Origin of the sequence: Geothrix sp., assembly GCF_020622065.1 — a bacterium.
Taxonomy (GTDB): domain Bacteria; phylum Acidobacteriota; class Holophagae; order Holophagales; family Holophagaceae; genus Geothrix.
Window position 1 is genome coordinate 426,955 of record NZ_JAHRYQ010000002.1, and the last position, 13,352, is coordinate 440,306.

Consider the following 13,352-nt stretch of genomic DNA (forward strand, 5'->3'; position numbering starts at 1 on the left):
GCCTCCGTCAGCCCCTGAGCCGCCAGAGGTGAGCAGGCCAGGAGAGTCCACAAACACCGAGCGGGTATCGGATTTTTTAGCGCGCTTCGCATAGGCAAGTCCTTAAGGTGGCAGTCAGAAAAGCAGCCAGCCCAGCAGTGTCTCCGCCATGTGATGGACGGGGTCTGCGGCAAGCAGCAGCAAGGAGGCAAGCCAGAGGGCCTTCATCCACTGGGGCCGCGGCGGATAGGGATCGCCCAGGAGGGCTCGGACGCGCCGACTCAAGTGTGAACCGGTGGCGCCCACCACACCTTCAGGCTGGAGGCAGCCAAGACGCTGCATTCGGAGCAGCACCTCCGCCACACGGTCGGGGGTCACACTGCCCCGTATGGCCCGGCGGTCGCATGCTTCCTCGCACGCGAGGGAGAAATCCTCCAGCAGGAGGACCCGACTGCTTTTCGCCATCGCCAGGGCGAGAGCTTCCAGGATCACCCGCCACAGGGTGTCCCGGCGATGGGCGTGACCCTCCTCGTGGCGGAGCACAATATCTAGGTCCTCAAGCGGGAGGCCCGCCAGGACCGCGTCCGAGACGACCGTTTGGGGGCGGATAAACCCGGCCGTGAAGGCCATGGGGTGCTGTGTCGGAAGCACCTGGAGGGCGCCCTGGCGTCGGCTCACTCGCATCAGGTTGAGCACGACGCGGTGGGCCTTGAAGACCCGGATCACCAGACGCCCCCAGAGAAGTGTTCCGCCCAGCCCGAGCAGCGCCACACTGCCCCACAGAGGCCCGGAGGGCATCCAGCGTCCATGCACGAGGCACAGGTGGGGATGGTGGTCATGGGGGAGGCAGTGGTCCTCGATCAGGCCAGGGATGGTCACGAAGGAGGGGAGAAAAGCCATGATCAGGACGGCAACGGCCAGCAACCAGGGCAACAGTGCGATGAGGGTGATGACTCGGGAGCGGTCCTCGGGCGCGAGGCGATCCAGTCGAGGTCGCACCAGACGATAAAACGGTCCATTCAAGCGAGAGCCTGCAATGGCCGTCGCCCCTACGAGGACGCCGCTGGCGAGGACCAGGCCGGGGGCGTGCATCACCGGTCCTGCTGCCGCGCCCGGTGGCTCAGGAGCATATGTTCGAGTTCATCGAGCACGCTGGGGTCCTGCTCGACGGCAAGATCCACGAAGGCAGCCAGGGTCGGCAGGGGCTCGGAAGCCCGCACCCGCTGCAAGGTCTCGTCGATCAGTCGGGCCGCGAGGGCCTCACGGGATAATCGGGGGCGATAGACATAGGCATGGCTCTGCTTCTCGCGCTCCAGGATATCCTTGCGGAAGAGCCGTTCGAGGGCAGACTGCACCGTATTGGGATGGTTCTCACGCTCACCGCTCAGGGCCGCGTGGACGGCCCGGACATCCCCGCTGCCCAGCTTCCAGAGCTGTTCCAGGACCTGCATTTCCAGGTCGCCCAAGGTGAGTGAGGAGGAAGGCTGGGACATGGTTCAAGACACCGACCCAACCAGGGTAACCTAAAAACCGACAGCCAATCGGATTTTGATTGTCGCCATGCAGAAAAAGGTTTCCATGCCCAACCACGAGCCCACCACGACCCACACGCACGACTTCGATACAGGCAATCTGGCCGGTGAGAAGGGCACCCGCCTCGTCATGTGGATCACCCTCGCCACCATGGCTGTGGAGATCGTGGCGGGGTGGTGGTTCAACTCCATGGCCCTGCTCGCAGACGGCTGGCACATGAGTTCTCACGCCGTGGCCATCGGGCTCAGTGCGTTCGCCTATGCCATGGCCCGTCGCCACGCCCAGGACCGCCGCTTCGCTTTCGGAACCTGGAAGATCGAAATCCTGGGCGGCTTCGCGTCGGCGCTCTTCCTGATTTGCGTGGCCGTGCTCATGGTCGTCGGCAGCGTCGAACGCATCCTGGCGCCCAAGCCCATTGCGTACAAGGAGGCCATCATTGTGGCCATCCTCGGCCTCCTGGTGAACCTCGGCTGTGCTTTGATCCTGGGGAAGTCTCACGACCACGATCATGGCCATAGCCACGATCACCATGATCACGACGAGGGTCACCACCATCACGACCTGAACCTGCGATCCGCCTACCTGCATGTCCTGGCGGATGCGGCCACCTCGGTTTGCGCGATCCTGGCCCTGGTCGGTGGCCTGATATTCCATTGGAACTGGCTCGATCCCGTCATGGGCCTGGCAGGTGCCGCCCTCGTCGCCATCTGGGCCAAAGGCCTGCTGCGAGATACGTCACGGGTGCTGCTGGACGCCGAGAATGATCACCCGGTGGCGGACGAGATTCGAGAAGTCATAGCAGCGCACCCAGAATGGGGCGCCGAGATCCGCATCGCCGATCTGCATGTCTGGCGCGTCGGGAAGGGACGATTCGCCTGCATCTTGGCACTGGATAAGACTGCTCCAGGTTTGTCTGTGCAATCCGTGCATGAGGCCCTGTCCATTCACGAGGAGATCGTGCATCTCTCTGTCGAATTGCGGTGATCAAATTCAACCAGAAGTGGTCGGAATTCACTGGTCATCGAGATTTCTTCTGCGAAGCTCTGGCTGCACACGGGAATGTGCTCAGGTGAACCAGCCCTTGCCCGAAGCGAAAGTGGCGGCGGTCGAAGCCCTCGCCACCGAGCACGGCTAGGTGGCCATGGTCGGCGATGGCGTGAACGATGCGCCTGCCATGGCCCGAGTCACCCTCGGCATCGTCATGGCACCATGCACAGCGACGCCGGCATCGAGACCGCCGACGCGTGATTCGTCAGAACATCTCCTTCGCCTTGACGGTTAAGGGGGTCTTCGTGCTGCTGACCTTGATCGGTCACGCTTCCATGTGGTCCGCCATCGCCGCGGACATGGGTGCGTCCTGGTTTGTCATTTTCAATGGGCTTCGGCTCCTGCAAAACTGGAGGCCCGCTTCCAACGCTTTACATTCTTCGATGGTGAATCAGGATGAGTTCAAACGATCAGGACGAGGAATACCTCGGAAGCCAAGTGGATTTTGCCCTGATTCGCCACATCCTGGACAGGCCGCACGCCGGACCGGAAAATTAAGAACAGATTAGAATGGACACTGCTATCCGGTGATTCACATCACGGCTCGACCTTCGTGATTTCGAATCACATACCTACACATATGTCGTTTTGTTTTAGTCAATTAATAGCGCATCGCCACCTTCCAAATTCTCCAGGTCCTTATGTGCCACGGCACAAGGTCTCATTGAAAGAGAAGGCACCTGCCCTAGACTTCCCCCTCAAGAGGTGGTGTCCCTTGCGTCACTGGTTCCATTACATCGCGATTGCGATTCTGACCCTGGTCGGGCCGGTGGAGGCGGTGCGTACACTGACGGGGCCTGCGGTCATGGCGTGCCAGTGCGGTTGCGGAGCGGTTTCCGATGCGGATTGCATGTGTCCCAGCAATCCGATGGCACAGATGCCTCCGATGTCGCCTGGCTCTCCGGGGACCAGTGGCTCCAACTGCTCGACCCCTAGCACGCCCTGCTCAACGCGAGTGTCGCCTACGCTCGCGAGTCTGAACGAAAAGAATCAGGACGAGCCGGACCTGGATTCGGAGCGGAACAGTGAGCCCAAGCCGTGGCCCGGAGATTTCATCGGCCGGATTTCTGTGCTCTCCATGGAGGCAGATGCGACCGTCCTGACAGACGAACTTCAGGGTACTCCGCGCGGCCGTCCCATTGATGCGCTCGCCAAATTGGCGGTATTCCGGATTTGAAGGGGTAAGTCTGCCCAGCCGAAAAGCTGATCGGAACTGATTCCACCTTCATTTCACGGAGTTCGACCATGCGCCACTTTGCGCGCCTGGCTTTGAGCCTCATCCCGGTCGTCGGGTGGGCCCAGCCCCAGGCTTCTTTTAGCACGCCGTCTCCCTTGCCTGGCAGCGTTCAGGTGGCCCAACCGGGAGACCCGCTCCTCAACTCTTTGATCCAGGAAGTCCTGGACCGCAACCCGGACCTCGTCAAGGCAAGGTCTCTGGTGGATGCCGAAAAGGAGCGCATCCCCCAATCCAAGGCCCTGCCAGATCCCAGCCTCTCGCTGGGGCTTCAGAACGATGGATTCAAAGGAATCCAGGTCGGGAAGATGGAAACCAGCTACTACCAGGTGATGCTCACGCAGCCACTACCTTGGCCCGGGAAACGAAATCTCCGTGGAGAGATCACCAGTCTGGGCGTGGATGTATCTCGAACAGCCGCCGACCGTACTCGCCTGAGTTTGATCGCGGATGTGAAGCGAGCCTATTTCGGCCTCCTCCTGGTTCGTGGGCAGGTGGAGCTGCTGGACCAACAGGCCCTGTTCTGGCAGAAGGCCAGCGACATCACCAAGCTGAGGTACGAGGTAGGTCAGGGTTCCCAGGCCGACCTCCTGCGCGCCCAGCTTGAGCAGAACCGCATCCGGCAGTCGCGCATCTCGCTCCGATCAGAGGAACAGGTGCTATTGACGACGCTCAATCGGTTGCGCGGCCTGACCTCTGAGGCGCCCATTCCGACCACAGCGAAACTCCAGGATTTCACCCTCCAGGCCAATGCAGCGTCGGCCTGGATCGATCGCGCAGAGAAGGAAAGCCCGGAACTGCAAGCGGCCCGACTCGGAATACGTCAGGCGGAACGGAGCCTGGACCTGGCCAAACGGGACCGCTACCCCGACTTTGCTGTCAGCGCTGGGATCATGCCAAGAGGTGCCCTAGAACCCATGTGGACAGTGGGGTTCTCTATCTCCCTCCCGGTCTGGTCCAAGCAGAAACAGCAACGCGCCGTGTCCGAACAGGAATTTCGCCGCCGTGCCCAGGGTTCTGATGCGGAGAGTGTCCGCATTCTTCTAGCCCAGCGGATTCATGAACGCGCCGCTCAGCTGGATGCCGCCCTGGACACACTGAGGCTGTACCGCGAAGGGCTTCTGGTGCAGAGCGAGTCCAGCTTCCAGGCCAATCTGGCGCAGTACGAGACCGGGCGCACCCCCTTCATCAGCGTTCTTGAGGCGCTCAACGGCTGGATCTCCGATCGCAGCGGATTCCTCCAGACCTTGGCCCAGGCGCAGGCAGTCCAAATCGCCCAGGAAGAATTCAACCTTTCCGGGACGCCAGGCATCTCGGCTCAGGGCTTGAATTCAGGTGCCATGGGTGCGGGTGGGAGCCCCAGCGGCTCGGCCATGCCTTCCTCCTCCTCCAAATCCGGAGCGGCCTCTGCCAGTGGTGGCGAAGGCAGTTCTGCCGCGAAATCCATGTGAATCGGAGCCGACCAAATGTTTAATGACACGACAATTATGCCTCCCCCCAGGCCTTCACGCATCCGGAGCATCGGTCTGGTGGCCCTGGGACTGATCGCTGGCATCAGCGGAACATGGCTCCTGCGCCCAGATGCCAAGGCCGAACATCAGCACGGAGCCGCGACCGCAGCTGCCTCAACACCCAAGAAGCAGATGTTCCAGTGCCCCATGCATCCGCAAATCATCCAGGATCACGCGGGAACCTGCCCCATCTGCGGCATGGATCTGGTGCCCATGGAAAGCGAAGACTCCAAGGACAAAGGGAAGATCGTCTACTACCGCTCGCCCATGAACCCGAGCCTGACGTCTCAGGTCCCCATGAAGGACGAGATGGGCATGGACTACGTTCCTGTCTACGAGGGTGACCTGAAGGGCGAAGGAGCCGGGCTAGAAACGCACGCGGCTGTGAAAATCGACCATGAGCGCCAGCAGTTGATCGGACTGAGGACAGACAAGGTGACCGAAGGCCCCGTGGGTGGGGAGCTTCGGGCCTTGGGTCGTGTCGCCGTGGACGAAACGCATGTCCGCAAGGTGAATGTGAAAGTAGAGGGCTTCGTGGAGAAGCTCTTTGTGGACTTCGTTGGCAAGCCCGTAGCGAAGGGCCAGCCCCTGTTTAGCCTCTACAGTCCCGAATTCGTCAGCGCCCAACGGGAATACCTGCTGGCCCTGAAGACCCAAAAGGCTCTCTCGGGAGGCGCCCTGCAGGAGTCCGGCGGGGACCTGCTGGACTCGGCGAAGCGGCGCCTCCTGCTCTGGGATGTCCCTCAAGAAGTTTTGGACCGCCTGGAGAAATCCGGCGAGGTTCAACGGGCCCTCACCCTTCGCAGCCCCATCTCGGGAATCGTAACGGCCAAGAACGTGGTGGAGGGTGCACGGATCACGCCTGCAGACATCCCTTTTGAAATTACGGATCTTAGCCGCTTGTGGGTCCTCACGGACATCTACGAGGCCGAACTCGGCCGGGTGAAGGTGGGTGTACCTGCGGACCTCACCTTGCAGAGTCAGCCCGGCCGGACCTTCAAGGGCCGGGTAGCCTTCGTGGACCCCGTGATGGATCCCAAGACCCGCACCGCCAAGGCGCGCTTGGAATTTCCCAATCCCAACGGCGATCTGAAGCCCGAAATGTTCGGTGAGGTCCTTCTCAAGGGCCCGGGTCGCAAGGGTCTGCTGATCCCCCTGGACGCCGTACTGGACGCAGGAACAACCAAGGTGGCCTTCGTCGCCCTGGGTGAAGGCAAGTTCGAGCCGAGAGAGGTAACGACTGGTACCACCGTGGGCGAGAAGGTCGAGATTCGTTCAGGCCTGAAGGCCGGGGATGACGTGGTTGTCCGCGCGAATTTCCTGGTGGATTCCGAATCGCGACTCAAAGCAGCCCTGGCGCACCTGAGCCAGAAATCCACTTCCCCGGCCGCCGCCCCGGCGGGCGGCCACCAGCACTGAGGGGGAAAGAGATGAGCGGAAACGTCGCCTACGATCCCGAACACCCGACCTTCCTCCAGCGGATCATCCGCTTCTCGGCAGAGAACCGCTGGCTGGTGATGGCCGCCTCGGCAGTGCTGCTGGCCATGTCGTTCTGGACCATGCGGAACATTCCCTTGGACGCCCTACCGGACCTCAGCGATACGCAGGTCATCGTTTACAGCAAGTGGGATCGGAGTCCTGACATCGTCGAGGACCAGGTCACATACCCCATCGTCACGAGCCTCCTGGGGGCTCCCAAAGTGAAGGCCGTCCGAGCCCTATCGGACTTCGGCTTCTCCTATGTCTACGTGATCTTCGAGGACGGCACGGACATCTACTGGGCTCGATCGCGCACCTTGGAATACCTCAGCAAGATCACCTCAAGCCTACCTCCCGGTGTGCAGACCTCCATTGGGCCAGACGCCACTTCCGTGGGCTGGATCTACCAGTACGCCTTGGTGGATCACAGTGGCAAGCACAGCACGGATGAGCTGCGCTCGCTCCAGGATTGGTTCCTGCGCTACTCCGTCCAAAGCACACCTGGCGTGGCGGAGGTGGCCACCGTGGGTGGCCAGGCCCGGCAGTTCCAGGTGCAGGTCGACCCCAATAAGCTCGCAGCCTACAAGATCCCCATCGAGAGCGTCATCGGGGCGGTGAAGGGCGCCAATGCGGAAGTCGGTGGCCGTCTCGTGGAATACAGCGGCCGAGAGTATATGGTCCGTGGACGCGGCTACGTGAAGACCACCAAGGATCTTGAACAGGCAGTGCTCAAGGCCGAGAACGGCACCCCCGTCCGCCTGAGCGAAGTGGCCACCGTGAGCCTCGGCCCTGAAATGCGGCGTGGCATTACAGATCTGGACGGACACGGCGACGTAGTGGGCGGCATCGTGGTCATGCGTCAGGGCGAGAATGCCCTGAATGTCATCGAGCGGGTGAAAACGAAGCTGGGGGAACTGAAAAAGGGCCTCCCGGAAGGGGTGGAGATCGTTCCGGTCTATGACCGTTCCGAGCTGATCAACCACGCCATCAAGACCGTGAAGCACAAGCTCATCGAGGAGATGATCGTCGTCTCGATCATCATCCTCATCTTCCTATGGCATGTGCCCTCGGCCCTGGTGCCCATCATCACCATTCCAGTGAGCGTAGCGCTGGCCTTCATTCCGATGTACGCCATTGGCCAGAACGCCAATCTGATGAGCCTCGCCGGCATCGCCATCTCCATTGGCGTACTGGTGGACGGCGCCATCGTGGAGGTGGAGAACGCTTACAAGAAGATCGAGAAATGGATCGAGGCCGGAAAACCAGGGAGCTTCTACGAGGTCCGACTCGCCGCCCTCATGGAAGTGGGGCCCTCAGTGTTCTTCTCGCTCCTGGTGGTGGCAGTGAGCTTCATGCCCATCTTCACCTTGCTGGACCAGGAAGGCCGGCTCTTCAAGCCGCTGGCCTACTCCAAGAACCTGGCCATGGCCATCGCGGCCCTCCTGGCCCTGACGCTGGATCCGGCCATGCGCATGATGTTCGCCCGGGTGGAGCCCTTCCGGTTCAAGCCCAAGTGGCTGGCCTGGACCTTTACTCAGGTGGCCGTCGGCAAGTACTACGCCGAGGAGAAGCACCCCATTAGCGTATTCCTGCATCGGATCTACGAGGGACCCTGCCGCTTCGTGGTGAAACACGCCAAGGCAACCATCGCGGTGGCGGTGCTGCTGGTGCTGGGCACCATCCCTGCCTTCATGGGCCTGGGCAGCGAGTTCATGCCCCCCCTCAACGAAGGCACGCTGCTCTATATGCCTTCCACCCTGCCGGGCCTGAGCCAGACCGAGGCCCAGCGCATTCTCCAGGTGCAGGACCGCCTGATCCGCACCGTGCCCGAGGTGGAGCGCGTCTTCGGCAAGGCGGGCCGCGCCGACACGGCCACGGACCCGGCGCCCTTTTCCATGATGGAGACAGTCATCATCCTGAAGCCCGAAGAGCAGTGGCGAGAGAAACCCCGCTGGTTCAGCTCTTGGGCACCGAATTTCATGAAAGCCGTCCTTCGACCCATCTGGCGGGACCGGATCACCCAGGAAGATATCGTTGCGGAGCTCGACCGCGTGGTGAAGCTCCCGGCTATTCCCAATGCCTGGACCATGCCCATCAAGGCTCGTCTCGACATGCTCAGCACGGGCATCCGCACCCCCGTGGGCCTCAAGATCAACGGCGCTGATCTGGGGACCATCCAGAAGGTTGCGGTGGACGCAGAGCGAATCCTCGCCGGCGTTCCCGGCACCCGTAGCGCCTTCGCGGAACGCACGGCCCAGGGCTACTTCCTGGACTTCGTGTTGAAGCGGGACCAGCTGGCCCGTTACGGGCTCAGCGTGGAGCAGGCCAACATGCTGGTGATGACTGCCATCGGCGGCGACAACCAGAGCACTGTCTACGACGGTCGGGCCAGGTACCCTGTGAATGTTCGCTATGCCCGCGACTACCGGGAAAGCCCCGACGCCCTGAAACGCGTGCTTATCCCCGCGCCCAACGGCGCCATGATCCCTATGGAAGAAATTGCTGAACTGAAGTGGGCCAATGGGCCCGCCATGATCCGCGACGAAAACGGCCAGATGAACGGCTATGTGCTGGTGGACTTTGACACTTCGAAGTTCGATGTGGGCACCTATGTTCAGCACGCCAAGGCGGCCGTGGAGAAGGACCTCAAGCTACCCGCCGGCTACAGCCTCACCTGGTCGGGTCAGTACGAGAACATGATCCGCGTGAAGGAACGGCTGAAGGTCATCCTGCCCATTACTCTGGTGCTCATCTTCGGCCTGCTCTACGCCAACACCAAGAGCGCCTTCAAGGCCTCCGTGGTGATGCTGGCGGTACCCTTCAGCGCCATCGGCGCCTTCTGGCTGCTCTGGGCCCTGGGCTACAACATGAGCATCGCCGTGTGGGTAGGCCTCATCGCCCTCATGGGCCTGGACGCCGAGACCGGCGTATTCATGTTGCTCTTCCTCGACCTCAGTCACGACGAAGCGAAGCAGGAGGGTCGCCTGAAGACCACGGGCGACCTGGTGGAGGCCATCATCCACGGTGCGGTGAAGCGCGTGCGGCCCAAGGCCATGACGGTGTTCGCGGCCTTCATGGGCCTGCTCCCCATCATGTGGAGCACGGGCACGGGCGCCGATGTGATGAAGCGCATCGCCGCGCCCATGGTGGGAGGCCTCGCCACCAGCTTCCTGCTGGAGCTGCTGGTCTATCCCTCGATCTACTACTTGTGGAAGAGAAAGGAAGTCGTGGAAGGGCCTGTCACTCCAGAAACCAGCCCAACGCTTATACCGGATCCTGTCTGAACCAATCCGTTGTTTTCTGCCTAAGGGAGATCCCATGAACTTCGTTCTAATGGGCGTGATGATGGCCGCGATGCTGCTGTTCTTCCATGCCAGGGGCCATCACGAATCACCCCCTGCCCCTGGCCACCATGAAACGACAGAACGCCAATCCCCGCCCCCGGTGAAGAATGGGGGCCAGACAAAACCGCCTGGCAAGCCATTGCCTGATTCCAATCCCAATCTCGAACACCACACCGGACAGCCCATGTTTCCTCCCAAATCGGGGGAGTGATGCCCAAGTGGATGCAGTCTGAACCGTGGCAATCCCCATTCTCAATCTCGCAACCGCCAAAGGAAACGCAGATGAAAACCTCTCACATCCTCTTCCCTCTCTCCCTGATGTTTTTCGCGGCCCCGGCCTGGGCACAGCACAGCCATGGCGGGGGCCACTCCGATCACGGATCGAGTCGGGGACAGGCACGGCCACAGGAGAGTGAACCCGAAAAAATTCATGCCACGAACACGATCTGCCCAGTCATGGGGCGACCCGTAAAACCAGGCCGCGATCGGGAGGTGGTCATCCGGGAGAACTACTACTTGGTCTGCTGCGATGGCTGCGGTCCGGCCATGTCGGAGCATTACGACAAGTACCTCGACAAGGACGGGAAGCCGCTGAACGATCCGAAGAACGATCCGAAAAAGGAAGGGGACAACCCCGCCCCTCCTCCGGCCTCCCCGGCGGCCCATCAGCACTGAATGGCATGGCCTTGAACCCGTCTGGTCGCTGAGACCATGTCTTACCAAGGAGCATCCAATGATTCGCGCAACCCTTATCTTTCTTACGGTTCTCGCCACCGCATCCATCGGCATGGCCAAGCCCGCCACCAACGGCCGCTGCCCTGTCCTGGGCAATCCGGTGAGTAACCGGAACCAGGTCGTGACGGTACATGGACCCGACTACTACATTTGCTCTTCGGACTGCGGAGACAGGCTCACTGCAGACCCGGACAAATACCTCGACAGTGATGGAAAACCGAAAAACATCACTCAAAGCCAGTCGACTACCAAAATTCGCGATCGCTACTGAATGAAATCTAGTCGGCCTCCAGGGGCTGACGAATCGCCCTCGAATCTTTTTCCCCTACTCGGAGTTCCGAATGAAAGCCCAGCTCCTGATTCTTCCAGCGCTTCTGATTCTCGCAGCAGTTCCAGCCCGGGCACAGTGTGGCTCCAGCCGGGGAGGAAGCCACGCCGGGCACGGGGGCAACCAAAGCCGTGGTGAATACCAGGAAAATGCCCCGAGGAAGAGTCGGGCCACGAATACGATCTGCCCTGTCATGGGAGAGCCCGTGGACCCCGGGCGCGATCGAGAGGTGGTCATCCGCGGGAACTCGTATCTGGTCTGCTGTGGCGGGTGTGGACCGGAGATGACCGAGCATTACGACAAGTACTTCGACAAGGAGGGGCGGCCCCTCAATGATCCGCAAAAGAATGGGAGCAGGACCCAGAAGGGTTCGGATCAACCCGCTCCGGCAAACCCATCCGGCCACGAAGGCCACCAACACTGAGGAGGTTTCATGAAACCAGCTGCCCTGGCAGTCCTGTCCACCGCGCTCTGGGCGCTTCCAGTCTCCGCCCAAGGTAGCAGTCGAACTCAGGTCGAAACGCTGCTCGAGGTGGATCACCGTGCCCAGGCCGAAGTTTTGGTCGAGGAGGCCGCTACCGTCCTCCGCGCTTCGGGCTTGGAGAAACTGGTCCATGAGATCAACCATGCCAACGGCCGGTTCGCAAGCAAGGACGCCTCCAAGCCCCAACTGATTGTGTACGACCTCAAGGGCCAGATTCTCGCCTATGCCGGTGATCCGCGCCACATTGGCATGAACCACGGAAAGGTCATGGCCCCGTTTCTCGCGCACATCCAGTCGCTTCGCAAGGGCTGGTACACCCTCTCGACACAGGCTGGCATGACGGGTACCCGCATTTATTTCGAGAAGGTCGGAGACGCCCTGATCACTGCAACCCTTCGCCTCCACTGAGGAGTTCAACACCCCCACCCGGCCCTTCGGCCTGATTTTGAACCCTGGGATTCCCAGGCCATCCCCTGCTGCGCGGGGGCAAGGAGAAGTTGTGTCTTCCATTCGCAGGCATGGTGATGATCCACGCAACCCGGCGTCCCTAGGGAAGGGCACTGGGGCTGGACCGACATGCCTGCGGATCCCCTCCAACTCCCTGGTGGGGGACACCACGCTTTCGTGCGCGGTGTTTCCGGCGGCGCTCTTCCGCTGGACCCAGGGCGGAGGGGGGCGCCCAGCGGGGCGCCACCGGCAGCGGCGTTGGCCTGTTCTGGAGGGTTCAGGCCACCGCCGCTGTCGGACTTTGGACATGCATGTCCCCACCTCGACCCCCGGGCCTTCCGCGCCCATTCCTCTCTACAAGGCACCCATGAACAAGGTTTTTCGAATCTTGGCTTCAATCACCTTCGTCCACCTCACAGCGCTGCCTTCCCGCGCGGAAGGTGCCCACCATCAAGGCGGCGCTGCCACTGTGAGGGGCGGCCAGATCCAGGCCGAAGCATGGGCCGATCCGGCCGGTTCCTGGAGGCTCCGCCTATTTCTTTCTTCCCTCGATTCAGAGGCGAGTTTCAACGCCGATGGCCAGCATGTCCTGAATCCCGGTGGCGGACGATTCTCGAACAACAGCCTGAATGTGTTTGCTGAATACGCTCTGTCCAACCGCTGGAGCGCCTCCCTCTTGACCTCTTTCCAGAGGATTGAGAATCAGACCGATGTCGTTCGGGAATCCTGGTCGAGCGCTGGGGATACGTATGGATGGGCGAGACGAACCCTGGATGATGTCGCCGGGTTCACGCCGGCCCTCCTGTTCGGCGTCAAAATTCCCGGCAACTACCCGGCCGTCAGCGGAGCCGGAGATGCCCAGGTCGATGGCGATGCGCAGGCCCTGCTGACCAGGAAACTGTCGGACAGCAGTTACATCACCGGAAGCCTCGGATACCGCCTGCGATTGGGCGAGATTTCCGACGAAATCCCTTACGGCTTCCACCTCGGCTGGTCTCCGGCGGAGCGGTGGGCGCTGGTCGCCTCTGCCAATGGCGCGCGAGGCATTGGTGCTGGCATCCAGAAGGACTTCTTCAACCTGGGAGGAAGCGTCCAGTGGTCCATCAATGCCTCCTGGAGCCTGATCGGGTCCTACAACCGGATCATTTCCGGCCGAAACACCGTGGATGCAAAAACATGGTCGCTGGGCATCGCCTTCCGGTAGGGTCCATGCCCACCTCCGCCTTGATTC

Annotated in this window: 10 protein-coding genes; 8 read left to right on the forward strand and 2 right to left on the reverse strand. The window is 61.5% G+C overall.

What is annotated here, in order from left to right; genetic code table 11:
* Positions 1 to 114: 114 nt before the first annotated feature.
* A complete protein-coding gene (locus QZ647_RS11410) occupies positions 115 to 978 on the reverse strand; it encodes a M56 family metallopeptidase (RefSeq protein ID WP_291272276.1) in 864 nt (287 codons plus the stop codon).
* A 92-nt stretch (positions 979 to 1,070) separates the two neighbouring features.
* Positions 1,071 to 1,472: a BlaI/MecI/CopY family transcriptional regulator gene (locus QZ647_RS11415; RefSeq protein WP_291272277.1), complete on the reverse strand. Its 402-nt coding sequence runs from the start codon at positions 1,470 to 1,472 to the stop codon at positions 1,071 to 1,073.
* Positions 1,473 to 1,539: 67 nt separating this feature from the next.
* On the opposite strand from QZ647_RS11415, the gene dmeF reads away from it, so the two are divergent.
* From dmeF to QZ647_RS11455, 8 genes are all read left to right on the forward strand, one after another.
* Complete coding sequence (gene dmeF, locus QZ647_RS11420) at positions 1,540 to 2,496, forward strand: CDF family Co(II)/Ni(II) efflux transporter DmeF (protein ID WP_291272278.1); 957 nt, start codon at positions 1,540 to 1,542, stop codon at positions 2,494 to 2,496.
* A gap of 1,308 nt (positions 2,497 to 3,804) precedes the next feature.
* Entirely contained in the window at positions 3,805 to 5,244 is a 1,440-nt protein-coding gene (locus QZ647_RS11425) for a TolC family protein (protein ID WP_291272279.1), read from the forward strand.
* 207 nt (positions 5,245 to 5,451) lie between these two features.
* A complete protein-coding gene (locus QZ647_RS11430) occupies positions 5,452 to 6,723 on the forward strand; it encodes an efflux RND transporter periplasmic adaptor subunit (RefSeq protein WP_291272280.1) in 1,272 nt (423 codons plus the stop codon).
* An 11-nt stretch (positions 6,724 to 6,734) separates the two neighbouring features.
* Complete coding sequence (locus QZ647_RS11435) at positions 6,735 to 10,067, forward strand: CusA/CzcA family heavy metal efflux RND transporter (RefSeq protein WP_291272281.1); 3,333 nt, start codon at positions 6,735 to 6,737, stop codon at positions 10,065 to 10,067.
* 516 nt (positions 10,068 to 10,583) lie between these two features.
* Positions 10,584 to 10,802, forward strand: a complete 219-nt coding sequence (locus QZ647_RS11440; RefSeq protein ID WP_291272282.1) for a hypothetical protein — start codon at positions 10,584 to 10,586, stop codon at positions 10,800 to 10,802.
* A 58-nt stretch (positions 10,803 to 10,860) separates the two neighbouring features.
* A complete protein-coding gene (locus tag QZ647_RS11445; RefSeq protein ID WP_291272283.1) occupies positions 10,861 to 11,133 on the forward strand; it encodes a hypothetical protein in 273 nt (90 codons plus the stop codon).
* A gap of 490 nt (positions 11,134 to 11,623) precedes the next feature.
* The gene (locus tag QZ647_RS11450; protein WP_291272284.1) at positions 11,624 to 12,082 is read left to right on the forward strand and encodes a hypothetical protein; all 459 of its coding nucleotides are present in this window, start codon (positions 11,624 to 11,626) and stop codon (positions 12,080 to 12,082) included.
* 346 nt (positions 12,083 to 12,428) lie between these two features.
* Positions 12,429 to 13,325, forward strand: coding sequence for a hypothetical protein (locus QZ647_RS11455; RefSeq protein ID WP_291272285.1), 897 nt, complete (start codon positions 12,429 to 12,431; stop codon positions 13,323 to 13,325).
* Positions 13,326 to 13,352: the final 27 nt, after the last annotated feature.